The sequence below is a fragment of the Novosphingobium sp. BL-S-19 genome (assembly GCF_055521675.1).
In genome coordinates this window covers 3,250,587-3,276,294 of sequence record NZ_CM145498.1, presented here as the reverse complement: position 1 = coordinate 3,276,294, position 25,708 = coordinate 3,250,587, and the positions used below count along the sequence as shown (strand labels likewise).

The window sequence follows — 25,708 nt, the reverse complement described above, 5'->3', positions numbered from 1 at the left end:
TCTTCCGGGGGCGCTTCCCTACTGGCGCCCCCGGTACCTTTCTGCAGGCGCCGCTTTTGATGATGTTTTCGAAGACTTTTTGCGTGTTCGCCGCCGTTGCCGCCGCCTCCCTGGCCGCGCCGGCGCTTGCCGCTCCCGCCGTTCCCGACATTTCCGCTTGCCTGCCCGGCAAGCCCTGCGCCGCGCCGCTGCTGGTGAAAGTGGTGGTCGTCTCGCTGTTCGAGATCGGCAAGGACGAAGGCGATACGGCGGGCGAATTCCAGCTCTGGAAGGAGCGCGCGCACCTTACCCAGCGCATTCCTTTCCCGCAGTCGTTTCATGACCTCTACTACAACCCGGAAACGCAGGTTCTGGGCATGGTGACCGGCGTCGGCACCGCGCGCTCGACCGCTGCGACGATGGCGCTGGGCCTCGATCCGCGCTTCGATCTGTCCAAGGCATACTGGCTGGTGGCGGGCATTGCCGGGATCGATCCGCAGGACGCCTCGATCGGTTCGGCGGCATGGGCGCGCTATGTGGTCGACGGCGATCTGGCGCACGAGATCGACGCGCGCGAAATCCCCAAGGACTGGAAGAGCGGCTACTTCCCACGCCACCTGAAGGGGCCGAACGACAAGACTACGCCGATCGATACCTCGGGCGGTGAAGTTTATGAGATCAACCCCAAGCTGGTCGGCTGGGCGTTCAATCTGACCAAGGATGCGACGTTGCCCGACAGCGACGCGATCCGCACCGAACGCATGCGCTTCACCGGCTATCCCAATGCGCAGAAGCCGCCTTTCGTGCTGGAGGGGGAGACGCTTTCGGCGATGACCTTCTGGCACGGCAAGCTGCTGACCGACTGGGCCAACGACTGGGTCCACTACTGGACGCAGGGCAAGGGCGAGTTCGTGACGTCCGCCATGGAAGATACCGGCGTGCTTCAGGCGATGACTTATCTCGACCGGATCGGGCGGGCGCAGAAGGACCGCGTGCTCGTGCTGCGTGCAGGTTCCAACTACACCATGCCGCCGCCGGGCGTGGATGCGGCGTCTTACCTCCTGCGTGAGAACGAGGGCTATGCCGGGCTCGAAGCCTCTGTGGAGAGCCTTTACGTGGTCGGCTCCAAGGTGGTCGATACGTGGTTGAAGAATTGGGACACGTACAAGGACACGCCGCCGGAGTGATCAGGAACCGGGAAGGTTGGCGGCGATCGTCTCCAGTATCGCCGCCAGCTTTTCCGCTTCTTCCGCGCTTCCGGGATGGGCCGGAGCGCGGACGAAACCCAGGCGCCGCGTCAGGCCGAAATCCCTCACTTCGGCCGTCGCCGTCCCTTTCGGGGCCAGCGAGCGCGGCGCCACTGTTATGCCAAGGCCCGCGGCGACCATGCGCAGGCAGCGATCTTCGTTCTCGCTGCGCAGGGCAAAGCGCGGGCGCACGCCGGCATCGGTGAAGAAGCGGCTGGTGCGCTGCAGCGCCTCGCAAGAGCGGCGGGCGATCATGATCTCGCTCGCCAGTTCGCCGGCCGCGATCTCGGCAGTTCCGGCCAGCGGGTGGTGGCCTGCCATCACCACGACATAGGGCTCTTCCAGCAGGGGCGTGACCTCTGGCCCGACTTCGCCCTTGCCCAGCAGGGTGAGCGCCAGCTGGATCTTGCCGCTGGCCAATTGGCTGCGCAGATCGTGATCGTCGCCCTCCACCAGTTCCACGCCGTAGTGCTCCGCCAACTGCCCGGCCACGGCCTGCAGCATCGGGCCGGACACGGTGGGGATCACCCCCAGCTTCAGGTCGGGCCACTGTTGCAGGACGGGGTATTGCGACGATTTGGCGAACTGGTCGGCGCGGCGGAAGCCGGCTTCCAGGTCGCGGGCGATGGGCAGGAAGGCACCGCCCGGCTCGGTAAGGCGGACATGGCGCCGGTCGCGCACGAAGAGCGGTGATCCGACCAGACGCTCCAGTTCGGCGATGCTGGTGGAGACGGTGGGCTGGGTCACGTGCAGCCGCGCCGCCGCCTGCTTGAAGCTGCCGGAATCGGCGACGGCCAGAAAGTGCCGGATGTGGGCGCGCTTTATCATTGGTAAAATCTATTCAACGGCCGTGGAAGTTTCAATTTGTTTGCATCGGGGCGTTCCAGTAGTTTGCGTGCAAAGGCCGCACCGACGCGCCGTGGAATTTTGGGAAGACGACATGAAAGCCACCCCCGACTTCGATTTCGCGCTGGGTGAAAGCGCCGAGATGATCCGCGAAAGCGTTGCCCGCTTCGCCGATGAACAGATCGCGCCGCTGGCCGCCCGGATCGATGCGGAAGACTGGTTCCCCCGCGACCTTTGGCCCGCCATGGGCGAACTCGGCCTCCATGGCCTGACGGTCGAGGAAGAATGGGGCGGCACCGGGCTCGGCTATCTGGAGCATGTGATCGCGGTGGAGGAAGTCAGCCGCGCTTCGGCCTCGGTCGGCCTGTCCTACGGCGCGCATTCGAACCTTTGCGTCAACCAGATCCGCCGTTGGGGCAATGATGCCCAGAAGGCGAAGTATCTGCCCAAGCTGGTTTCGGGCGAGCATGTGGGCAGTCTGGCCATGTCCGAAGTCGGCGCCGGGTCGGACGTCGTCAGCATGAAGCTGCGCGCCGATGCCGTAGAGGGCGGTTTCCGTCTCAACGGCACCAAGTTCTGGATCACCAACGGCACCTGTGCCGATGTGCTGGTGGTCTATGCCAAGACCGATGCCGAAGCCGGATCGAAGGGCATCACCGCCTTCCTGATCGAGAAGGACATGCCCGGTTTCTCCATCGGGCAGAAGATCGACAAGATGGGCATGCGCGGCTCGCCCACGTGCGAACTGGTGTTCGACGATTGCTTCGTGCCGGCGGAAAACGTGATGGGCCCGCTGAACGGCGGCGTGAAAGTGCTGATGAGCGGCCTCGATTACGAGCGCGTGGTGCTTGCCGGCCTCCAGATCGGCATCATGCAGGCCTGCCTCGATACCGTGATCCCCTATGTGCGGGAACGTCGCCAGTTCGGTACCGCCATCGGCACGTTCCAGTTGATGCAGGCCAAAGTGGCGGACATGTACGTGGCGCTGCAATCCGCGCGGGCCTATGTCTATGCCGTGGCGCGTGCTTGCGATGCCGGGCAGACCACGCGTTTCGACGCGGCCGGGGCGATCCTGCTGGCCAGCGAGAACGCCTTCCGCGTCTCTGGCGAGGCGGTGCAGGCGCTGGGCGGGGCGGGCTATACCAAGGACTGGCCGGTCGAGCGCTATCTGCGCGATGCCAAGCTGCTGGATATCGGCGCCGGCACGAACGAGATCCGGCGGATGCTGATCGGGCGGGAACTGATCGGGGCCTGAGTTCGCTTCTTCCCAGACCTGTCTCAATACACCCTCGTCATCCCCGCGAAGGCGGGGATCCCGCTTATTGTTGCGCACGAGGCAAGAAGGAAGCGGGGCCCCCGCCTTCGCGGGGGCGACGAGTGGTTTTTTAAAAGTAGTGGCGGGTAGGGGAAGGTTGCCCCTACCGCGCTCAATCCTGCGGCTTCACCCGAAGCAGGCCTTCCTGCGCCACACTCGCCACCAGCGTCCCGCCGCGCGAGTAGATCGCGCCGCGTGCGAAGCCGCGGGCGTGGCCGGACCAGGGGCTATCCATCGCGTAGAGCAGCCAGTCGTCGATCGGCGGGGTCTGGTGGAACCAGATCGCGTGATCGAGGCTGGCGCCGGAGACGCCCGGCGAGAAGAAGCCCATGCCGTGCGGCATCAGCGCGGTGGAGATCAGCGCGAAGTCGCTGGCATAGGCCAGCACCACGCGCTGCATCACCGCATCCTTGCCCATCGGCGCGGCCATGCGGAACCATTGGCAGCGCAGCGGCAGGTCGCCTTGAGGTAGCGGGGGGCAGGGGCGGATGTCGAAGGCGGCCAGGCGTTCCAGCAGGAAGCCGGGAAGCTTCTGTCCGGCAGCGGCTAGCGCGGTCTTGAAGTCTGGGCACTGTTCGGGCGCGGGCACGCCCGGCATCGGCACTGCGTGGGCCAGCCCCTCTTCGGGACGGTGGAACGAGGCGGCCAAGTTCAGGATCGGCTTGCCGCCCTGCATCGCGACGACGCGGCGGTTGGAGAAGCTGTTGCCGTCGAAATCGGGCAGCACGCGGTAGATGATCGGCCGCCCGGCGTCGCCCGCGCGCAGGAAATAGGCGTGGAGCGAGTGCGCCTGCCGGTCCGGTTCGATCCCGCGCGCGGCGGCGGCGAGCGCCTGCGCCACCACTTGCCCGCCATAGACGCGGCCCGGCTGCTGCGACACGGCGGCGCCGCGAAAGATGCCGGTATCGATTTCCTCTACGGAGAGCAGACCGATCAGGTCTGCGACGGCGGCGTCACTCACCGGCTGGCTTCTTCACGGGCTTGACCGGGGTGCCTTCCAGCCAGGCGAGCGACTGGCGTTCGATGGAGAGCATTTCCTCCAGCGTCTGGTCGATCGCGGTGCGCTGCTGGCGCAGTTCGTCGATGCGGTCGCGGATGCGCGAGAGCAGGGTGCGGATCTGCTCCTGATGCTCCGGGTCGACGTCGTAGAGGTCAAGGAACTCCTTGATCTCGCGGATCGAGAAACCCAGCCGCTTGCCGCGCAGGATCAGCTGCATCCGGCCCATCTCGCGCTTCGAATAGATGCGCGTGGTGCCGGCGCGGTGCGGGGCGATCAGGCCCTTGTCTTCGTAGAAGCGCAAGGTGCGCATCGTCACGCCCAGTTGCGTGGCGGCTTCCTGAATGCCCAGCATGTCGGCGGCCAGCATATCGGCGGGGCGACCGCTTTCGCCTGCGCCCTGCGGCCCGTCCCCGTCCAGCGCTGCCCCCATGCCGTTCATATCGCCTGTTCCGGGGCCGGATCCGAAGCGGCGCGCTTGGCGGCCTCTTCCTCGACCAGTTCCTTCTTGGAAAGCTTGCCGACCAGCGTCTTGGGCAAAGTATCGCGGAATTCGATGGCGCTGGGCATTTCGATCTTGTTCAGCCGTTCGCGCAGGAATTCCATCAGTGTCGCCTCATCGAGCACGTCGCCCGGATGCAGCGCGACGAAGGCCTTGGGGCTCTGGCCGCGATAGGCGTCGGGAACGCCGATCACAATCGCCTCATGCACCAGCGGATGCTCGTAGAGCGCATCTTCGATCACGCGCGGATAGACGTTATAGCCACCGCACAGGATCATGTCCTTGATGCGGTCTACCAGGAACAGATAGCCGTCATCGTCCAGATAGCCGATGTCGCCGGTGCGCAGGGCACCGAAGATGAAGGTCTTTTCCGATTCCTCGGGCCGGTTCCAGTAGCCGGACATGACCTGCGGGCCGCGCGCGCAGACTTCGCCGCGCTCACCGGGGCCAAGGACCTTATGCGTGTTGTCCGGGTCGCGGATCTCCAGCACGGTGCCGGGGAAGGCGGGGCCGCAGGAATTGTCCTTCACCAGGCCTTCCAGCGGGTTGCAGGCGATGATGGGCGAGGCTTCGGAGAGGCCGTAGCCTTCCACCACGCGCACGCCGGTGCGCTGTTCGAAGCGCTGGCGCACTTCCAGCGGCAGCGGCGCACCGCCGGAAATGCAGACGCGCACCTGATCGAACTCGCCATGGAGTTCCTGCTTGTTCAGCGCGGTGTAGAGCGTCGGCACGCCGAAGAACTGCGTGGGCTTGGTGCGCTTGGCGGTCGCCAGGAACGACTTCATCTCGAAGCGCGGCAGCAGGATCATCTCGGCAGCGGTGTCGACCGAGTAGTTCAGCACCGTGGTCAGCGCGAAGACGTGGAATAGGGGGAGGACACCCAGCGTGCGTTCCTGCTGTTCGGGCATGTGGCCGACATGGGCGATCATCTGCGCGGAGTTCGCCGCGAGGTTCGCGTGGGTCAGCATCGCGCCCTTGGGCACGCCGGTGGTGCCGCCGGTGTACTGCAGCACGGCAAGGTCGGAAGGCGAGCGCTCCACGGGATCGGGATCGGCATTGCGCGCGATCAGATCGGCAAAGCGCAGGAAGCGCAGGTCGTGCGGCTCATGCGCGATGTCCTTGCGCTTCAGCAGGCGATAGGCGCGCCCCTTGAACTTGGGCAGGGCATCGGCGATCGGGCAGACCACCACGCGCTTCAGCGCGCCGCCGCAGCTGGTGGAGCCGACCAACGGCTCGATCTTCGGCAGCGACAGCGCCAGGTCGGAGGCGATGATGATTTCGGCGCCCGAATCCTTCACCAGATGCGCCATCTCGCGCTCGGTGTAGAGCGGGTTGAAGTTCACCACGATCCCGCCGATGCGCAGGATCGCGAAGTAGCAGACCACGTAATAGGGCGTGTTCGGCAGGCAGAGCCCGACGCGCGTGCCCTTTACGACGCCAAGGTCCTGAAGGCCCCGCGCGGCACGCCGCGCGAGGTCTCCGACTTCGGCATAGGACCACTTGCGGCCCATGAAGTCGATCGCCGGCCAGGCGCCGTGGGCTTCCACGGCGTGGTCCAGCAGATCGGTAAGCAAACGCGGCGAGATTGGCGGCATTTCATCCGCAACGTGGGAGGAGAGGGGCGTTTCCAAAATACCTCCATTCACGGGAGAGTTGTCGTCAATCGTCGCCGCAGTGCTCATTAGAAGCTCACCCGTGCGCCGAGCGAGAAGACCATCGCATAGGCGTCCTGAAGCGAACCGTTGGTCAGGATCGGGGTCTGCACCGCGGTACCGGCATAGGCGGCGGTGATGCGGTCGATCGGGGCATCCTTGAACGTGATGTACGAGGCGGCCGCGTCGATCGCGATCTTGCTGGTCATGTTGTAGGTGGTACCGGCCGAGAAGTTCCAGCGGTTGCTGTCCGGAACGCGCGCGTCACGGTTGCCGTCGCTGGTCGGGGTTTCGCCGTACTGCACGCCGCCGCGCACCGTCCACTTCGGGCTGACGTCGTAATCAAGGCCGACCGCGTAGGAGAAGCCGTCCTTGTAGTTTTCGGGAAGCGACTGGTTGATCGGCGCGCCAAGGGTGATCGCGTCGAACTTGCTCCAGCCATAGGCCACGACCTGGCCGTTCACCGTCAGCTGCTTGGTGGCCTTCACGCGGGCCGACATGATCGCCTGCCAAGGGGTGGAGAACTCTGCAGTGGCGTCCAGCGAACGGTTCTGCGCGGCGAGCGGGCCGAGCAGGCCGTCGATGGTCAGCGAACCGTCAAGCTTGTGCTTGATGGCCGACTTGTAGGCGACGCCGATCGAGGCGGGGCCGTTGTGGTACTGGGCGCCGACCGACCAGCCCACATCCCAGCCGCTGCCCTTCAGCTGCTGGTGACCATCGGCCAGAAGCGGCGAAAGGTTGGGCAGGTAGTTGCCGAGCGTGGCGTCGACATGTTCGACGTTCACCGCCGCGCCGACATAGAGGCCTTCCACCGGCTGGAAAGCGACGCTGGGCTGGATGTCGATGGTGCGCAGCTTGGTCTTGTCCGCAGAATAGCGGGCCCAGCTGTCGGCATCGTAGTTGGTGGTGAACGAATAGGGCGAAGTGACGGTCAAGCCGAAGGCGACCTTGCCGAAGCCATAGGCGATAGAGCCCGAGGGCAGCACGCCGTTATCGATCGGGTTCTTGGCAACCGGGTTGCCGCCCACCGAAGTGGCTGCCTGGCCGGGGCGCTTGATCAGCGTGCCATCGTCCACGACCTTGCCCTTGGGGATGATCACGCTGGCATGCACCGATGCCTGGCCGCCTTCGAGGCCGCCGATCGATGCCGGGTTCCACCAGAGCGAATCGACGCCGGTATCGGCGGCTTCACCCGAAAAAGCGCGGCCCTGTGCGCGCACCGACTGTTCCTGCAGATAGAAAGCCTGGGCATGGGCAGCGCCGGCAGCGCCGAGTGCCATGGCCGACGCGGTGCCCGCCAGCAGGATACGGCCCGAAATCTTTTTCATTTTCATCTCCCTAAATCTTGTCCCTGAATGTTCTCGATGATCGGACTACCGCGCATCAGGGGGCGTGCGGGCAGTCTCTTCCCCTGTCAGAATCGGTCACTCCGGAAATGGCTCCCGGTACTTGCCGAATTTCAGGGAATACGCTTCCAGGTCTGCGTCTTGCACAGCGGCCAGACGATGCAGCCCTTCAGCTTGAGCGTGTTGGCGTCCACCGGCGTGATCGTCGCCTTGTAGGTGCCGCCATCTTCGGGATTGTAGATCTGGCCTTCAACCCACTCGTTGCCCTGGCGCTTGAACCCGCCAACCATCTGCATGCCCTTGAGCTTGCGACTGCGCTGGCTGGTGTCCTTGTTGTTCACGTCGCGGATGTCGGGATTGGCCTTGATGCCATCCGAATCGACGATGTGTCCGCAGACCGATTCGCCGCAGCGGCTGAGTTCGATGACGCCGTGCTTGGAAGGGGTCAGCCACTTGCCGACAACCTGATCGGCACTGGCCGCCAGAACGGGACTAGCGCCCAGAATTACGGGCATGACGGCGGCAACCAGTGCCGTCCCCACGGGTTTCCAAAGTCTCATGTGCGACCTTTCCATCAACTCTCCATCGAGCACCTTCTGTACCCCAGGGTTTGCGCCCATAAGGTGAGGTGTCGCATTCTCGTAACCGAAAATTTGCTTGACGTATAGGGAAAGAATTGCACCCTTAGGGAAGAACGGTGACGCCCCCCGATCGGTGGTGGGGCGTGAGGCTCCGACGGAGAGAATGCATGAAGAGTGTCGTGATCGCGGGTTATGCCCGCTCGCCCTTCCATCTGGCCAACAAGGGTGCGCTGGCCCGCGTCCGTCCCGACGATCTTGCGGCGCAGGTGATTCGCGGCCTGATCTCCAAGACCGGCGTCGAAGCTGCTGATATCGAAGACGTTGTCGTCGGTTGCGCGTTCCCGGAAGGCGAGCAGGGCTTCAACATCGCGCGCCTCGTGGCACTGCTGGCGGACCTGCCGATCTCGGTCGGCGGCATGACCGTGAACCGGTTCTGCGGCTCCTCGATGAGCTCGATCCACTATGCCATGGGCCAGATCGCCATCGGCGCGGGCGAAGTCTTCGTCTGCGCGGGCGTCGAATCGATGAGCCGCGTACCGATGATGGGCTTCAATCCGCTGCCGAACCCGGAACTGGCCAAGCGCAGCGCTGCCTACATGTCGATGGGCGAAACGGCCGAGAACGTCGCCACCAAGTACCAGATTTCGCGCGCCGAACAGGAAGCGCTTGCCGTCTCCAGCCAGCAGAAGGCTTCGGCTGCACGTGACGCCGGCAAGCTGACCGACGAAATCGTGCCGATCCAGACCAAGGCCGGCCTCGTCAGCGAAGACGGCACCATCCGCGGCGAAACCACCGCAGAGGGCCTTGCCGGCCTGAAGCCCGCATTCGATGCGGCCGGTTCGGTGACTGCCGGCACGTCCTCTCCGCTGACCGACGGCGCCAGCGCCGTGCTCGTCACCACCGAGGATTATGCCCGCGCCCACGGCTTGCCGATCCTCGCCCGCATCAAGTCGGTCGCGATTTCGGGCTGCGCGCCGGAAACCATGGGCCTTGGCCCGATCATTTCCAGCCAGAAGGCGCTTGAGCGCGCGGGCATCGCTGCCGGCGATCTCGACGTGGTGGAACTGAACGAAGCCTTCGCCTCGCAGGCGCTGGCTTGCATCAAGGACCTCGGCCTCGACGTGGCCAAGGTGAACATCGACGGCGGCGCGATCGCCATCGGCCACCCGCTGGGCGCCACCGGCGCGCGCATCGTTGGCAAGGCGGCTTCGCTGCTGAAGCGCGAAGGCGGCAAGTATGCGCTCGCCAGCCAGTGCATCGGCGGCGGTCAGGGCATCGCGACGATCCTGGAGTCGGTGGAATGAGCGACAACACGATCAAAAAGGTCTGCGTGATCGGCGCCGGCACCATGGGTGCCGGGATCGCCGCTCAGGTCGCCAATGCCGGCGTGCCGGTGCTGCTGCTCGACATCGTTCCCAAGGACGCCACCAACCGTAACGTGGTGGCCGAAGGCGCTGTGGCGAAGATGCTCAAGACCGAGCCTGCGCCGTTCATGAGCAAGTCGGCCGCCAAGCTGGTCGAGACCGGCAACATCGAAGATCACCTCGACAAGGTTGCCGAGTGCGACTGGGTGATCGAGGCGGTGATCGAGCGTCTGGATATCAAGCAGGGCCTCTACGCCAAGCTGGAAGCGGTGAAGCGTGACGGCACCGCCGTTTCGTCGAACACCTCGACGATCCCGCTCGCCAATCTGGTCGAAGGGCGTTCGGACGCGTTCAAGCGCGACTTCCTGATCACGCACTTCTTCAACCCGCCGCGCTACATGCGCCTGCTGGAGATCGTCACCGGTCCGGCGACCGACGCGGCCGTTGCCGCCAAGGTCGAACGGTTCGCCGACGTGTCGCTGGGCAAGACGGTGGTCACGGCCAAGGATACGCCGGGCTTCATCGCGAACCGTATCGGCACTTACTGGATCCAGCTTGGCCTCAACGCCGCGTTCGACATGGGGATCACCGTCGAACTGGCTGACGCCATTGCCGGAAAGCCGATGGGCGTGCCCAAGACCGGCATCTTCGGCCTTGTCGATCTGGTCGGCATCGATCTGATGCCGCACTTGCAGGCCAGCCTCACCTCGACGCTGCCCGCAGGCGACCTCTATCACGGCATCGCCCGCGACATTCCGCTCATCAACAAGATGATCGGCGAAGGCTATACCGGCCGCAAGGGCAAGGGCGGGTTCTATCGCCTCAACAAGGAGGCCGGTCGCCGCAAGGAAACCATCGACCTCCAGACCGGCGAATACCGCCCGACGATCACCGCACAGGGCCCGCGAGGCGCGGCTGCCAAGGGTGATCTCAAGGCACTGGTCGAAAGCAAGGGCGATATCGGCGCCTACGCCTGGGCCGTGCTCGGTGCCACGCTGGCCTATGCCGCCAGCCTCGTGCCCTCGGCCGCGGATGACGTCGTTGCCGTCGATGATGCGATGAAGCTGGGCTACAACTGGAAGGCCGGCCCGTTCGAGATGATCGACAAGCTGGGCGCCAAGTACCTTGCCGAACGTCTTGCCGCCGAAGGCAAGGCCGTGCCGGAGATTCTGACCGTGGCGGGAGACCGCACGTTCTACCGGATCGAGAACGGCAAGCGCCAGTTCCTCGGCCTCGACGGCGAATACCGAGACATCGTTCGCCCCGAAGGCGTGATGCGCCTTGCCGACGTGAAGCTTTCGTCCAAGCCGATCCTCAAGAACGCCTCGGCGGCGCTCTGGGACATTGGCGATGGCGTCGTCTGCCTTGAATTCACCGGCAAGATGAACGCGCTCGACGGCGAAGTCATGAAGCTGATCGGGCAGGCCATCCCGCTGGTGGCGGCGCAGTACAAGGCGCTTGTCGTCTACAACGATGCCGATACCTTCTCGGCGGGCGCCAACCTCGGCCTCGCACTCTTTGCGGTGAACATCGCGGCGTGGGGTGAGATCGAGAAGCTCGTTGCCGGTGGCCAGCTCGCCTACAAGGGCCTGAAGTACGCCCCGTTCCCCGTCGTCGGCGCGCCTGCCGGCATGGCGCTGGGCGGCGGCTGCGAGATCCTGCTGCATTGCGACGCGATCCAGGCCTATGCCGAACTTTACTGCGGTCTTGTGGAATGCGGTGTCGGCCTCGTTCCGGGCTGGGGCGGCAATGGCGAGATGATCGACCGCTGGCGCAAGGCCCCCGGCATGCCCAAGGGTCCGATGCCGGCGGTGGCCAAGGTGTTCGAGATGGTCTCGACCGCGCAAGTCTCCAAGTCTGCCCAGCAGGCGCGCGAGATGATGATCCTGCGCAAGGATGACGGTATCTCGATGAACCGCGATCGCCTGCTTTACGATGCCAAGCAGAAGGCGCTGTCGCTGGTGGAAGGTTACACCCCGCCCGAAGCGCCCGAGTTCAAGCTGCCCGGCGCCGGTGGCCGCACGGCGCTTGGCCTTGCGGTGGAAGGCTTCCACAAGCGCGGCATGGCGACCGACTACGACGTGGTCGTCTCCGGTGTGCTGGCCGATGTGCTGACCGGCGGCGAGTTCGACCTCGTTGACACGGTGAGCGAGGGCGAACTGCTCAAGCTGGAACGCGATGCCTTCATGGGCCGCCTGCGCGACGACCGCTCGGTCGCCCGCGTCGAGCATATGCTCGAAACCGGCAAGCCGCTTCGCAACTGATAGAACTGAGAAAGGATCGCGACGTCGCCTAAACCCACTCGTCGTCCCCGCGTAGGCGGGGACCCCGCTTTTTTCTTCTGGCGGTGTGCATGCCGCAAGAAGCGGGATCCCCGCCTGCGCGGGAATGACGGGTAAAATGGAACGACGTCTCGACCCGCGAGGAGAGTGACATGCAAGTCTACGAAGCGCCCCTGCGCGACATGAAGTTCGTGCTCCACGAACTCCACAACGATGACGGCTTCGGCAATCTCGAAGCCCTGGCCGAATTCACGCCTGATCTGGTGGACGCGGTGCTGGAAGAGGCCGCAAAGGTGGCGCAGGAAGTGCTGCTGCCGCTGAACCGCAGCGGCGACATCGAGGGCTGCACGCTGGAAAACGGCGTGGTCCGCACCCCCAAGGGCTTCAAGGAAGCCTACGACATGTTCCGCGAAGGCGGCTGGTGCGCGCTGGCGTCCGACCCCGAATGGGGCGGTCAGGGCCTGCCCGAAGCGCTGAACAAGTTGACCGAGGAGATGATCTGCTCCTCCAACCTGTCGTTCAGCCTCTATCCCGGCCTCACCCACGGCGCGACCACCGCGATCGAGGGCTATGCCAGCGACGCGCTGAAGCAGGCCTACCTGCCCAAGATGGTCGAGGGTACGTGGTCGGGCACGATGTGCCTTACCGAACCGCACTGCGGCACCGACCTTGGCATGCTGCGCACCAAGGCCGTGCCTCAGGGTGACGACAGCTACAAGATCTCCGGCGCGAAGATCTTCATTTCGGCAGGCGAGCACGACCTGACCGAGAACATCATCCACCTCGTCCTCGCGCGGCTTCCCGATGCGCCGGAAGGGGTGAAGGGGATCAGCCTGTTCCTGGTGCCGAAGTACCTGCCGAAGGAAGACGGCACGCCCGGCCCGTCCAACGGCGTTTCGGTTGCGGCGATCGAGCACAAGATGGGCCTCAAGGCTTCCGCCACCTGCCAGCTCAACTTCGACGATTCGATCGGCTGGCTGGTCGGCACCGCGAACAAGGGCATGGAAGCCATGTTCAAGATGATGAACACCGAACGCGTTTCGGTGGGCATTCAGGGCCTTGGCGTGGGTGAAGCTGCCTATCAGTCGGCCGTGTGGTACGCCAAGGAGCGCGTGCAGGGCCGCTCGCTTTCGGGCGTGAAGAACCCCAAGGGCCCGGCCGATCCGATCATCGTCCACCCCGACGTGCGCCGCATGCTGATGACCGCGCGTGCCTACAACGAAGGCAGCCGCGCCGTCGGTGCATGGGTCAGCCGCGCGCTCGATGCCGAAAAGCACGCGACCGATCCGGCCGTGAAGGCCCGCGCGGAAGACTTCATCGCGCTGATGACCCCGGTGGTGAAGGCGCTCTTCACCGACTGCGGTTATGAAAGCGCCAATCTGGCCGTGCAGGTCTATGGCGGCCACGGCTACATCGCCGAAAGCGGCGTGGAACAGTTCGTGCGCGATGCCCGCATCGCCATGATCTACGAAGGCACCAACGGCATTCAGGCGCTCGACCTCGTTGGCCGCAAGATGCCTGCGCACGCTGGCCGCTATCTCCGCTCGTTCTTCCACCCCGTCTCGGACTTCATCGAGGCGAACAAGGCGGACGAGACTTTCGGCAAGATGATCGAGGGGCTGGAAAAGGCCTTCGGCGCGCTGCAGCTTTCGACCGGCACGATTGCCCAGAAGGGCATGAAGGATCCCGAGGAAGCCGGCGCCGCCGCCACCGACTACCTGCGTCTGCTGGGCCTTGTCGCCATGGGCTACACCTTTGCCAAGGCGGCACTGATCGCCAAGGCCAAGCTGGATGAAGGCACCGAGGACGCGGCGTTCTACACCGCCAAGATCGCCACTGCGCGGTTCTTCTTCGACCGTCTGCTGCCGCAGGCGACCGCCGCGTTCCTGGCGATCAAGTCGGGCAAGGCGTCGATGATGGCGCTGGAAGTCGACATGTTCTGATTCAGGTCAGGTCCGGCAGCGGCGCGAAGTTCGCTGAATTTTCGGTTGCTGTCGGCCGGCTAATTTCATTTAAGTCTCCCAACGGGGGGACGGGATGCCCAGGCGTCCCGTCCCCTTCGTCGTTGTGTGGGAGACACCATGGCGCGCGTGTGGGATCGAATGGTTGGCCTGCTGGCTGGCCTGTTTGCCGTTTTGGCGCTGGCAAGCTGTTCGGGCATGGGCGATGCGCCTGCGGCCACGACTCGCAATCGCGGCCCGGCCGATCTGGCCGCCGTGGCTCCGGTCGTCACTTGCGCCTCGCTGACCGGCACGGACATGACCGCGATCGGCGGCGCCGGCAGCCGGATTACCGAGGCCACCGAAACCACCAGCGACGGTATCGGCGTCTGCTCCGTGAAGGGCACGCTGGCCCCGGCGGTCAATTTCCATGTGCTGCTGCCGCTGAAGACCTGGACGCAGCGCTACCTGCAAGTCGGCTGCGGCGGTCTGTGCGGCACGATCACGCTGCGCTCCGGCGCGTCGGACGGGTGCAAGGTGCTGAACGATGGCGGCTTCGTCATGGCGGCTACCGACATGGGCCATTCGATGGCCGAAAGCGACGGCGCCTGGGGGCTGGACCCGCAGCGCCGCGCCGATTTCGCATGGCGCGCACAGCACATCACGTCGCAAGCCGCCAAGGCGTTGATCCGCACGTTCTACGGGCAGGAAGTGCGCTATTCCTACTTCAACGGCTGTTCGGACGGCGGGCGAGAGGCGCTGATGGAGGCGCAGCGCTTCCCCGACGATTTCGACGGCGTGATCGCCGGCGCCCCGGCCATGCTCTTCACGGTGCAGAACACGCTCTATCACGGCTGGATGGCGCGTTCGAACATGGATGCGGCGGGCAATCCGATCCTGCTGGCGGACCGTCTGCCGATCCTGCACAAGGCGGTGATCGCCGCGTGTGACCGCAACGATGGTGTGGTGGACGGCCTGATCTCGCTGCCCGCAGCTTGCCGTTTCGATATGGACAGCGTGACCTGCGGACCGGGCGCGACCGATACCGCCAACTGCCTGACCCAGGCGGAGGCCGATGTCGCCCGCAAGTTCTATGAAGGCCCGCGCGATCCCAAGACTCATGCGTTCCTGACCGCTGGACAGCCGCTTTACGGCTCCGAGCTGGAATGGCCCGGCGTCTTCGTGCCCGGGCAGGGCGGCACGATGATGAGCCCGATGGTGGTGCCGCCGGTCATGCGCTACCTCGCCTTCGCAGAGCCGCGACCCGATACGACGCTGGCCGATCTGGAATTCACGCGCGATACGCTGGCTGCGCTCTATGCCCGCCACCACTTGTTCGATGCGACGAACCCCGATCTCGGCGCCTTTGCGGCCAAGGGCCACAAGCTGATCCTCTGGCACGGCCTTGCCGACCAGCACATCGCGCCTGCCGTGACGGTTTCGTATCAGAAGGCGATGCTCTCGACGATGGGCGGGCGGGCGGTCAACGGGTTCGAGCGGCTCTACCTGCTGCCCGGCGTCGGCCACTGTGGCGGCGGCGAAGGGCTGGCAAGCATCGATCTGCTGACCGCGATGATGGTCTGGGTGGAAAGCGGACACGCGCCGGAAGCACTGATGACCGGCACCACCCGCCACCGCAGCAACTTCGGCCAGCCGCAGGGCATTGCCGGGCAGCCCGCCGCTGCCGCACCTGCCGAACCGGCATCGGACCGGCCGGAAATGACGCGCCCGGTCTATCCCTGGCCCGCAGTTGCCAGCCACACCGGGCTTGCCAGCTATACCGACGCCGCCAGCTGGACACGCAGCGCATCCACGCATGTGGTGGCGACGCGCGACTGGCAGGGCACCGATCTTTTCGCGCCTTACGTTTTCGTCGATCAGTAACAAAAATGGCCGGAGTCCTGGGACTCCGGCCAAGAGGGTGGATCGAATAGCGGGCTCGATCAGAAATCGAAGCCTGCGGTGACACCGTAAGTACGCGGCGCGGCGTAAGTGCCGTTGTCGCCGCTGTTGGTGGCGCCGATCTGGCTCCAGTAGAAGGCGTTGGTCAGGTTCTTGCCCCAGAGGCGCACGAACAGGTTGTCGTTCGTGGAGTGCCAGGTGAGCGAGGCGTCTGCCGTATTGTACGAACCCTGCTTCACGCGCTCGTCCGGCGAACCGACGAAGCCAGAGTTGTAGTAGTAGTTGCCCGCCAGCGTGAAGCGGCCGATCCCGGTTTCCAGATCGTAGGAACCGCCCAGGCTGGCCGTGAAGGTGGGCGTGTTCTGCAGCTTGTTGCCGGTGGCGCTGCCGATCAGCAGGCAGTTGCCGCCCAGCTGCGTGAACGGGTTGCCCAGCGTGCCCAGGCAGGACTGGCCCGGCGGGATCGTGAAGCCGGCAGGCAGCGGATAGGGCGTCGTGATCACGGCCGTATCGAAGTCGGTATAGCGGGCGTGGGTCCAGTTCAGACCGCCGAACAGGCGGAACGCGCTGGTAACGCGCCAGGTCAGGTCGGCGTCGAGGCCGTAAATCTCCGCCGCATTGGCATTGTAGACCGTCTGCGCGCCGGAGATGACCTGCATCACCTGGATGTTCTTCTCGTCATAGTAATAGCCGGCAAGGTTCAGGCGTACTTTGCGGTCGAACAGGTCGGACTTGATGCCCACTTCAAAGGCATCGACCTGCTCGGGCTTCAGCAGCACGATCGGCGTGGACTGGGTGATGTAGGTACCGCCACGGAAGCCGCGGTTGTAGCTGGCATAGGCCAGCAACTCCGGCGAGAAGCGGTGATCGAGCGACAGGCGCCAGGTCAGCTTGTTGAAAGTGTGGCTTTCCGACGGGATCGTGGTGATGGTGGTTACGCCCGAGGGCGGGACATTGCCGTTGAACTGCGTCACCGTGGCATCCAGCGAGCGATGATCGCTGGTAAAGCGCAGGCCCGCCGTCAGGTTGGTGCTTTCGCCGAAGGTGTAGGTGCCTTCCGCGAAGCCGGCGTAGGAGTCCAGCTTGACCGAGTTGTCGTCCTGCGAATAGCCGTTGTTGCCGAAGGTGAAGATGCCGGTGGTGCGCGATGCGTCGTTGCCGGCGTTGTCGTGCATGTAGAAGCCGCCCAGCACCCACTTGAACGGGCCGCCGTCCTTCGAGATCAGGTTCACTTCCTGGGTGAACTGCTTGTCGAACTGGTGATTGTCCACGATGATGCGCGGCGCAGTGGTGCCGTCCGGGTCGAAGTTGTAGCTGAACTTCGAATGGCGATAGGCGGTGATGGATTTCAGCGTGGCGAAGCCCACGTCCTGCTCGATCGTCAGGCTGGTGCCCCAGGCGCGGGTGGACATCTTGGGATCGACATCGGCCAGGATGTCGCGGTGCGGATCGCCGCCCAGCGCGGTGATCGCGGCAGGCACGTTCACGCCCAGCGCGTTGAGGCCGAAGTTGCGGAACGCCGGCGCGGCGGCGTCACGGCCGTTGAAATCGCCCGACAGTAGCACCTTGGTGCCCTCTGTCGGCTGCCACAGTAGCTTGCCGCGGCCGCCCCACGACTTCGAAGTCTGGATGTCGTTGCCGGTGTAGAGGTTCTTGCCGAACCCGTCCTGCTGATTGTCGTACTGACCCGAAAGGCTGATCGCGACCGTCTTGGTCAACCCGCCCGAAACATAGGCGGCGGTGTGGATCGTGTCGTAGTTGCCGTAGCCGATTTCGGCTTTGCCGTTCCAGTCGAAGTCCGGACCCAGCGTGGTGGTCTGGATCAGGCCGCCGGTGGCGTTGCGGCCGAACAGCGTGCCCTGCGGCCCCTTCAGCACGGCCACCTGATCGGTGTCGTACATCGACTGGAGAATGCCGAAAGAGGCGCCGTAGTATACGCCGTCGACATAGACCGCGACCGGGTTTTCGATGCTGGGGCCCTGGCCGGTGGCGCCGATGCCGCGAATGCGCGGCAGGCCGATGCCGCCGGTGCCGGTGGTGATGTTGAGCGCGGGGACGGCGGCCTTGAGGTCCAGCGTGCTCTGCACGCCCGCGCTGCGCAGCTGTTCGTTACTCAGCGCGGTGATCGCGATCGGCACGTCCTGGGCCGACTGGTCGCGCTTCTGGGCGGTGACGATGATCTCCTCTACGCCGCCGCTGTTGGCCTGATCGCCGGTGGCCTGCGCAAGGGCAAGCTGCGGCAGCAGCGCCATGGCGGCCGCTCCCCCAAGCAGCATATGGCGCAGGTTTACGGATGTGGTCTGATGTCTCATCGCTTCCTCCCAGTTCCCGGCCTCATCCGTGCCGGTGCGATATATCCCCTCCGCTCCTGCGGGCCGTCGTTTTATCTTGGCGCGTGCAAGGCTTGCCTGCTGGGCAGTAGCGGTATGCCGTCGATGTAGTTCGGGAAGCGTGCAAGGTGGCTATAGGCACTTGCGCCGCGCCGATAACTTCAACGACAGCCATGATGCAATGCCCGGGGCGCTGTCCTATTGAGAGCCTCTGCACAGGAACCGGGCCGTTCAGCCCGCGCCAGGAATTGCGAAGCCCCCAAACGGCAACCTGGGACATGCAGGGAGAGTTCGAAAGTGAAACGTAGAGATTTTCTGGCCGCGGTTCCGGCCTCTGTGCTGCTCAGCCAGGTCGGTATCGCCAAGCCGGTGCCCACCAAGAAGGGCGTGATGATGATGAACCGCATCGCGCCTTCGGTGTCCGAACTGTACGTCGCCGGCCTTGACGGCACGGGTGAGCGCAAGGTGCTGGCGGAAAGCACTTACGACTACAACGCGCACCTTTCGCGCGACGGTTCGCGCATAGCCTTCACCTCTGAACGTCTGGGGGATGGCAATTCCAGCCTGTTCGTTGCCAAGGGTGACGGTACGGGCGCCAAGGCGATCGCGGGTGGCTCCAGCGTGGACGATGCCGCCGCCATCTCGCCGGACGGCAAGTGGCTGGCCTTCGTTTCGACCCGCAACGGCTACAAGGCCAATGTCTGGGTGATGGACCTTGCGAACGGCAAGGTGAAGCAGCTGACCGGCGTGGGCGACGTGAAGGGCAATCCGGACAGCCCGGACTGCTATTTCCGCCCCGCCTGGTCGCCAGACGGCAAGTGGATCGCCTTTTCCAGCGACACCAACACCAGCTGGCGCGGCCATGACGAGAATCGCGGGTGGGAACACACGCAGGAACTGGCGATCTACAAGATCCGTCCGGACGGCACGGGCTTTGCCAAAGTCTCCTCGCGCAAGAACTGGTGTCAGGGTTCGCCTTCGTGGTCACCCGATGGCACGCGCATCGTCTTCTACGAACTGACCACCGAGGCCACCTGGGGCGCGCGTCGCCCCGAATGGATCGGCCGCGTGGATTCGCAGATCGTCTCGGTCGACGTGGAGACCGGCGCGCGCATCGAACATACGCGCGGTGCCAATCTCAAGGTCTCGCCCCAGTACGTGACGCAGGACGAGATCGGTTACGTCGTGAAGGGCGGCCCGGACGAGGGGATTGCCTATACTTCGGGTCGTCCTGGCTTCAAGCGCAAGGGCCTGCGTTCCCCGCACTGGACCGCCGATGGCAACTCGGTGATGTATGAAGTGCAGGAATTCCGCCCGGTCCGCCCGCTGGACAAGCCGCTCTTCAGCTGGGACGCGGACTACGACTATCGCTTCATGGACGTGTTCCCGATCCTCTCCAATCAGGGGATGCTGGCCTTTACGGAGAAGCAGACCGGCTTCTCTTCCATCGTCACCTGCAAGCCCGACGGGTCGCAACGTCGCGTGGTGTTCGACAATACCAAGTCCGGTCTCAATGTGGAGATGGTGAAAAAGGGCCTTGCCGGTGCCTTCCAGCCCTGCTGGTCGCCCGATGGCGAGTGGCTGGCCTTCGGCGTCGGCACCTGGTTCGCCGAACGCAGCTATGCCAAGGCGGTGGTCGTGCGCGTGCGCAAGGACGGCAGCGACCTTGAAGTGCTGACCGACGGCACCGTGCATTCCGGCTTCCCCAGCTTCTCGCACGACGGCAAGGAACTGGTGTTCCGCGTCTGGGGCCAGAGCGAGGAACGCGGCCTGCGCGTGATGAACCTGGAAACCAAGCAGGTGCGCGTGTTGACCGAACAGCTGGACAACCTGCCGGGCTGGTCGCCCGATGGCCAGCGCATCGTCTTCACCCGCAAGGTGGATGACAAGGACTATCAGGTCTGCACCATCCGCCCGGACGGTTCGGACTACCGCGAACTCACCACCAGCAAGGCCAGCGATGGCCACGCCGTGTGGTCGCCGGACGGACGCATCATGTGGTCCGGCTCCGAACACGGCTTCCGGGATGAGGCCGCGCTCTACGACAATACCTTCCAGCAATATGGCCAGATCTACATCATGGACGCGGACGGCGGGAACAAGCGCCTGCTGACAGACAGTAAGTGGGAGGACTCGATGCCTCTTTACATTGACAAGTCTTTGATCTGAAAAGCTCTCTCCCCCTCTGACGGGGTGAACCTTGAGGGAGGATGGCCACTGGCCGTCCTCCCTTTTTTCGTGGCGGGGCGGACTGGTTTCCGCTCTTCCCTCGTGACGCCCACTTTCGTCATTGCGAGCGTAGCGAAGCAATCCAGAGCGGCGCCAACCGCCCCTGGATTGCTTCGCTACGCTCGCAATGACGAAAGGCGGGTTGAGGGCGGTGGAGCCGAACCTTCAGTTCTGTTTGAACACGCCGTCAAGGAACGGCACCAGCGTCTGCCAGTGGTGTTCGGCCTCGGCGGGATCGTGGACGGCGGTGTCGCGCGGCACCCAGCCGTGTTTGGCGGGATACGTCTCGACCACGTGATCGACGCCGGCTTCGGCAAGCGCGGCGGTGAGGATGGCCTTCTGATCCTCGGTGAAATTGGCATCCTCGATAGCGCCGCCGATGTAGACTTTCGCCCTGATCTGCGGGGCGAGGAGGTGGGGGCTACCCGGCTTGTCATTGGCGAGCCCGCCGCCGTGATAGCTGGCGATGGCGGCGATCCGGTTGGGGAAAGTGGCCGCCGCGATCAGGGCAAGGCGACCGCCCATGCAATAGCCGACCACGCCGATGGGGCCGCTCGCCGCTTCGGGTACTGCATCGATGGCGGCGATCAGGGCCTGGGTATCGGCCATGACTGCCTTGGGCGTCGCGGTGGCCATGAATGTCTCGCGATGGGCTTCGCGCAGGGTGGGGTTGGTGAAGACCACTTTGGGATCGACTGGTGCGTAGGGACCGGCGCGGTAGAACAAGTCGGGGAGGAACACCGCGTAGCCAGACGCCGCTAGGCGCGCGGCGATTTCATGGACGGAGGGGCGGATGCCGGGGCCGTCCATGTAGAGGATCACGGCTGGGAAGGGGCCGCCGGTTTCTGGATAGTGCAGGGTTACGGGGCAGGTGCCGTCGGGCGTCGGGACGGTCAGTTCGCGGGTTAGGGTCATCGCTTGTCTCCTTTGACGAGCGATTTGACCATGCGCGGCGTGGGTGGGTGATTGGAGTTCGGTTAGGTTCTATCGAAAGGGCGTCGCGGGCTCAGTTCCTCCCCTGCAAGGGGAGGGGGACCACCCGAAGGGTGGTGGAGGGGTGTCAGCCTCTCAGCGGCGTACTACCGAACCGGTTACACCCCTCCGTCAGCGCTACGCGCTGCCACCTCCCCTTGCAGGGGAGGACAGCAACCTCACCCCACCTGCCGCAGCGGGGTCGGCGGGGCGCAGACATGCGCGCGGATCACGTCGATGAAGGCGGATTGCACCGGCGTGGGCATCCAGTCCTCACGCGTAGTGATCCCGATGGCGGGCACCGCCTCGATCTGCCCGCAATGGAGCGTGCGCAGGCCTTCCTCATGCGTCAGCTCGTAGGTGGTCATCAGCGTCAAGCGGTCCGACCGCTTAAGCAAGTGGCGAATGATCGGCAGCGCGCACGTGGCAACATGGGTTTGCGGGCCCTTGGTGCCTTCGAAGATCCGGTCGAAGCAGGCGCGGCGGCTGGAGCCGGGGGTGCCGGTGATCCAGTCGTAGGCCATCAGTTCCTCGACCGAGACTTTGCCCGCACGGGCGAGCGGGTGGCCGGCACGCGCCACCACGGCATAAGGCGTTTCGATCAGCGGCTCGCAGACCAGGCCCGGCGCCACTTCCTCGGGCAGCAGGCCGACCACGAAATCGACTTCGCCCGCGCGCAGGCACTTGGTCATTTCGACCGCACTTTCGTTCATGATCCGGATGTCGGCGCTGGGGTACTTTTCCAGGAACTGGTCCAGCACCGATGCCAGCAGCACGCTGCCGCCGAAAGGCATGGCGCCGATCACGATGGGGGTGCTGGTGCCGTCCAGCGCGGCGTCGATTTCCGCGACGCCCCATTCGATTTCCTGCAGCGCCAGCTTGATCATCTGGCCCAGCTTGATCCCCTGCGGGCTGACCAGCATCCCGGCGGCGGTGCGATAGAACAACGAGACGCGCAGGTTCCCCTGCAAATCGCGCGCGGCGCGCTGGAGCGAGGCGGCGGAAATGTCGAAGCTCTCGCTCGCCTGTTCGAACGATCCGTGTTCCATCACGCCGACCAAGGTGCGCAGTTGCGACCGGGTGAGGCGATTGACGATGGCGCGGGCGCCGTCGGCATTCACGGCGGCGCCGATCTCGATCACGGCGCGCTCGGTCTGTTCGAAGAAGCGCTTCACGCGGGCATGGAACACCATGCCGAATTCGTTGAGGTAACTGCCGCTGGCGCGCCGGTCGACCAGAGTGGCGCCAAGCTGCGCTTCCATCTTGGCCAGCGCCTGCGTGACGGCGGGCTGCGACAGGCTGCATGCTTCCGACGCGCGGCGCACCGACTTGAGATCGCCGATCGCCTCGAACAGGCGAAGCTGGCGGAAGCTCAGGCTCTGGGCGCGCTCGGCACCCGGGGTCTTGTGACTCGTTTCGTTGGCCATGTTCAGGTCCTCTCTCCACTCCGGACCTAGCGCAAAATTTATCGGGTCTGCAACGGGCCGGGCTATCACCCCAGCCTTCGCGGTTGCGACATGATGTGGCGATGGTGGGCGATCGGTCGATTTTGGACTTGGCGAAAAAGCACAGTAATACAGCCATTTTATCCACGAATTGCCATCGTCATGGCGGAGTCCGCACTGCGTCATCCTGCGACAGTCCTGCCTGCGAACCTATTGCGCGCGGCGCTGGATTTATAGGGCTGCCGGCATAAATTCTATCACTTGGCGGGCCGTGAAAGCGGTGAGCCTCTATAAATTGTGCGCTCGTGCCGACCGGTTCGGATGGGGGCTGCGTTGACTTGGGACCGGGCCGGGCGCTTTTCGCGGGTCAACCGGCATCGGACGTTGAGCAGACGTCGATAGCCATGTTTACTCATCCCTGAGGAGAGCGACCTTGAGCCAGAAAGTCCGCCTGAAGTTGGCGATTGCCGACCATCCGCACACCGCCGCGATCCGCGACGGCAGTATCGAGATCGAAGGCGTCGATGCCGAATTCGTGACGGTGAAGCCGCAGATCGGTGCGTTCCGCCGCATGGTCCGCGATCTTGAGTTCGACGTCTGCGAACTGGCGCCCACCACCTACATCATCGCCCGCGCCTATGGCCGCCCGTTCAAGGCGCTGCCGATCTTCGTGGTCCGCCGCTTCCACCACGGCGGCATGCTGGTGAAGCCGGATTCGGGCATCCGCCACCCCAAGGACCTTGAAGGCAAGAAAGTCGGCGTGCGCGCCTATTCGGTGACCACCGGCGTGTGGATCCGTCAGGTCTTCATCGACGAATACGGCATGGACAACGACAAGGTCACCTGGATCGTCGACGACGAGGAACACGTGACGCAGCTGCAGCTGCCCGCCAATGTGCAGCACACCCCCGAAGGCGTGTCGCTGGCGGACATGATGGCCAGCGACCAGATTCAGGCCGGCGTCGAAGCTGCTGCCGGCATCGGCCGCACTGGGGCGCCGACCGGCGGCTGGCAGGAAGTCGATACCAGCATGTATGTCGACCTGATCCCCAATGCCGCCGAGGCCGAGGCGGAATATTATGCCCGCACCGGCGTCTATCCGATGCACGGCACCATCGTCGTCAAGGACGAGATTCTGGAGCAGCACCCGTGGATCGCGCGTTCGCTGAACGATGCCTTCACCCGCGCCAAGGACGAGTGGCTGGCCAAGCTCAACTCGGGCGAGGCGACCGGCAAGGGCGCGGACAAGTACCGCGCGCTGCAGGACATCGTCGGCGCCGACCCTCTGCCCTATGGCATCGAAGAAAACCGCGCGACCATTGAGGCGCTGGAGCAGACCGCCTTCAGGCAGGGCCTGACGCCGCGCCGCATGACGATGGAAGAGCTGTTCGTCGATCCCGCCAAGGCGCCGGTTCGCGTTTGATAGCGTAGAGTTGCAACCATAAACCCTCGTCGTCCCCGCGAAGGCGGGGACCCCGCTTGTCCTTCCGGCCTCGCGCTGTGGGGCAGAAAGGAAGCTGGGCCCCCGCCTTCGCGGGGGCGACGGGGTGAGGTTGGCACTGAGATTTTGGACTCGATCCTTTGCCGGTCGGGCAGAAAATTCCACGGAGAATCCCATGATTATCGACTGTCACGGTCACTTCACGACGGTCCCCAAGCACTTCCGCGAATGGCGCAGTGCGCAAGTCGCGGCGGCGGACGACGTGGCGAATGCGCCGCTCGTTGCCGACGCGCATGTCAGCGACGACCAGATCCGCGAAGGCATCGAGGGCGGCCAGCTCAAGCTCCAGCAGGAGCGCGGCAGCGACCTCACCCTGTTCTCGCCGATCGCTGGTCTGATGAGCCACCACCTCGGCAACGAGCGCACCAGCCTTGAGTGGGCGAGCGTTTCCAACGACCTCGTCCACCGCGTTACCGAGATGTATCCGGACAACTTCGTGCCGGTTGCCATGCTGCCGCAGAGCTCGGGCGCCCCGCCGAAGAACTCGATCCCCGAGCTTCGCCGCGTGGTGGAGGAACTGGGCTTCGTGGGCGTCAACGTGAACCCCGATCCCACCGGCGGATACTGGACCGGCAAGCCCTTCACCGACAAGGAATGGTATCCGCTGTTCGAGGCGATGTGCGACCTGGACGTGCCGGGCATGGTCCACGTTGCCGCATCGTGCAATCCGAACTTCCACGGCACCGGCGCGCACTATCTGAACGCCGATACCTCGGTGTTCATGCAGATCCTGCAGAGCGATCTGTTCAAGGACTTTCCGACGCTGCGCCTTGTGATTCCGCATGGCGGCGGCGCGGTGCCATACCACTGGGGCCGCTATCGCGGCATGTCGCTGGAGATGATGGACCGCCCGCTGGAAGGGCTGTTGGGCAACATCTACTTCGACACCTGCGTCTATCACCATCCCGGCGTCGAGCTTCTGACCAAGGTGGTGCCGACTTCGAACGTGCTGTTCGGTTCGGAAATGATCGGCGCGGTGCGTGGCACCGATCCGAACACCGGCCACTATTTCGACGACACCAAGCGCTACGTCGATGCCTGCGAGGCGCTGTCGGATGACGACCGTTTCGCGATCTACGAAGGCAATGCCCGCAAGGTCTATCCGCGCCTCGACGCGCGGCTGAAGGCCAAGGGGCTTTAACAATACCGTCGTCCCGGACTTGATCCGGGACCGCTGGCAATTCTTTAGGCGCTTGCTCGCGAGCAAGGTGCGGTTCGGCCAGCGATCCCGGATCGAGTCCGGGATGACGAATTTGGCAGCGGCGGAAGTTATGCCTC

The 25,708-nt window shown here is 64.7% G+C and carries 18 protein-coding genes; 9 read left to right on the top strand and 9 right to left on the bottom strand.

What is annotated here, in order from left to right:
• Positions 1-59 precede the first annotated feature (59 nt).
• Positions 60-1,166, top strand: a complete 1,107-nt coding sequence (locus ACZ1JV_RS23645) for a purine nucleoside permease (protein ID WP_465150778.1) — start codon at positions 60-62, stop codon at positions 1,164-1,166.
• Here the strand turns inward: ACZ1JV_RS23645 and ACZ1JV_RS23640 are convergent, their stop codons facing one another.
• Entirely contained in the window at positions 1,167-2,054 is an 888-nt protein-coding gene (locus tag ACZ1JV_RS23640) for a LysR family transcriptional regulator (RefSeq protein ID WP_465150777.1), read from the bottom strand.
• 112 nt (positions 2,055-2,166) lie between these two features.
• On the opposite strand from ACZ1JV_RS23640, the gene ACZ1JV_RS23635 reads away from it, so the two are divergent.
• Positions 2,167-3,327: an isovaleryl-CoA dehydrogenase gene (locus ACZ1JV_RS23635; RefSeq protein WP_465150776.1), complete on the top strand. Its 1,161-nt coding sequence runs from the start codon at positions 2,167-2,169 to the stop codon at positions 3,325-3,327.
• Between the two features lie 172 nt (positions 3,328-3,499).
• On the opposite strand, the gene ACZ1JV_RS23630 is transcribed toward ACZ1JV_RS23635, so the two are convergent.
• The 5 genes from ACZ1JV_RS23630 to ACZ1JV_RS23610 form a co-directional block, all read right to left on the bottom strand.
• On the bottom strand, positions 3,500-4,348 hold the full coding sequence (locus ACZ1JV_RS23630) for an acyl-CoA thioesterase (protein WP_465150775.1): 849 nt from the start codon (positions 4,346-4,348) through the stop codon (positions 3,500-3,502).
• Positions 4,341-4,739 (bottom strand): MerR family transcriptional regulator, encoded by a 399-nt coding sequence (locus ACZ1JV_RS23625; protein ID WP_465152637.1) that lies wholly within the window; start codon positions 4,737-4,739, stop codon positions 4,341-4,343. Before ACZ1JV_RS23625 ends, ACZ1JV_RS23630 begins: the two co-directional genes overlap by 8 nt.
• A gap of 83 nt (positions 4,740-4,822) precedes the next feature.
• Positions 4,823-6,481: a long-chain-fatty-acid--CoA ligase gene (locus ACZ1JV_RS23620; protein WP_465152636.1), complete on the bottom strand. Its 1,659-nt coding sequence runs from the start codon at positions 6,479-6,481 to the stop codon at positions 4,823-4,825.
• A gap of 86 nt (positions 6,482-6,567) precedes the next feature.
• Positions 6,568-7,866: an OmpP1/FadL family transporter gene (locus ACZ1JV_RS23615; RefSeq protein WP_465150774.1), complete on the bottom strand. Its 1,299-nt coding sequence runs from the start codon at positions 7,864-7,866 to the stop codon at positions 6,568-6,570.
• A 131-nt stretch (positions 7,867-7,997) separates the two neighbouring features.
• A complete protein-coding gene (locus ACZ1JV_RS23610; RefSeq protein WP_465150773.1) occupies positions 7,998-8,444 on the bottom strand; it encodes a DUF2147 domain-containing protein in 447 nt (148 codons plus the stop codon).
• Positions 8,445-8,632: 188 nt separating this feature from the next.
• Here ACZ1JV_RS23610 and ACZ1JV_RS23605 point away from each other — a divergent pair, with 188 nt between their 5' ends.
• From ACZ1JV_RS23605 to ACZ1JV_RS23590, 4 genes are all read left to right on the top strand, one after another.
• Positions 8,633-9,769, top strand: coding sequence for a thiolase family protein (locus ACZ1JV_RS23605; protein WP_465137362.1), 1,137 nt, complete (start codon positions 8,633-8,635; stop codon positions 9,767-9,769).
• Positions 9,766-12,093 carry a 3-hydroxyacyl-CoA dehydrogenase/enoyl-CoA hydratase family protein gene (locus ACZ1JV_RS23600; RefSeq protein WP_465150772.1) on the top strand — a complete coding sequence of 776 codons (2,328 nt, stop codon included), beginning with the start codon at positions 9,766-9,768 and terminating at the stop codon, positions 12,091-12,093. The genes ACZ1JV_RS23605 and ACZ1JV_RS23600 overlap by 4 nt, the downstream gene beginning before the upstream one ends.
• A 170-nt stretch (positions 12,094-12,263) precedes the next feature.
• Complete coding sequence (locus ACZ1JV_RS23595) at positions 12,264-14,054, top strand: acyl-CoA dehydrogenase C-terminal domain-containing protein (RefSeq protein WP_465150771.1); 1,791 nt, start codon at positions 12,264-12,266, stop codon at positions 14,052-14,054.
• Positions 14,055-14,192: 138 nt separating this feature from the next.
• A complete protein-coding gene (locus tag ACZ1JV_RS23590; RefSeq protein WP_465150770.1) occupies positions 14,193-15,935 on the top strand; it encodes a tannase/feruloyl esterase family alpha/beta hydrolase in 1,743 nt (580 codons plus the stop codon).
• Positions 15,936-15,994: 59 nt separating this feature from the next.
• Here ACZ1JV_RS23590 and ACZ1JV_RS23585 read toward each other — a convergent pair whose 3' ends face one another.
• A complete protein-coding gene (locus ACZ1JV_RS23585) occupies positions 15,995-18,265 on the bottom strand; it encodes a TonB-dependent receptor (protein ID WP_465150769.1) in 2,271 nt (756 codons plus the stop codon).
• Between the two features lie 315 nt (positions 18,266-18,580).
• Between ACZ1JV_RS23585 and ACZ1JV_RS23580 the strand changes: the two genes are divergently transcribed.
• Complete coding sequence (locus ACZ1JV_RS23580) at positions 18,581-20,452, top strand: hypothetical protein (RefSeq protein WP_465150768.1); 1,872 nt, start codon at positions 18,581-18,583, stop codon at positions 20,450-20,452.
• Between the two features lie 225 nt (positions 20,453-20,677).
• Here the strand turns inward: ACZ1JV_RS23580 and ACZ1JV_RS23575 are convergent, their stop codons facing one another.
• Together ACZ1JV_RS23575 and ACZ1JV_RS23570 are read right to left on the bottom strand one after the other, a co-directional pair.
• A complete protein-coding gene (locus tag ACZ1JV_RS23575; protein WP_465150767.1) occupies positions 20,678-21,427 on the bottom strand; it encodes a dienelactone hydrolase family protein in 750 nt (249 codons plus the stop codon).
• A gap of 236 nt (positions 21,428-21,663) precedes the next feature.
• Positions 21,664-22,911, bottom strand: coding sequence for a LysR family transcriptional regulator (locus tag ACZ1JV_RS23570; RefSeq protein ID WP_465150766.1), 1,248 nt, complete (start codon positions 22,909-22,911; stop codon positions 21,664-21,666).
• A gap of 451 nt (positions 22,912-23,362) precedes the next feature.
• Between ACZ1JV_RS23570 and ACZ1JV_RS23565 the strand changes: the two genes are divergently transcribed.
• Both ACZ1JV_RS23565 and ACZ1JV_RS23560 read left to right on the top strand, forming a co-directional pair.
• A complete protein-coding gene (locus ACZ1JV_RS23565; protein ID WP_465150765.1) occupies positions 23,363-24,352 on the top strand; it encodes an ABC transporter substrate-binding protein in 990 nt (329 codons plus the stop codon).
• Between the two features lie 193 nt (positions 24,353-24,545).
• A complete protein-coding gene (locus ACZ1JV_RS23560; protein ID WP_465150764.1) occupies positions 24,546-25,571 on the top strand; it encodes an amidohydrolase family protein in 1,026 nt (341 codons plus the stop codon).
• Positions 25,572-25,708: the final 137 nt, after the last annotated feature.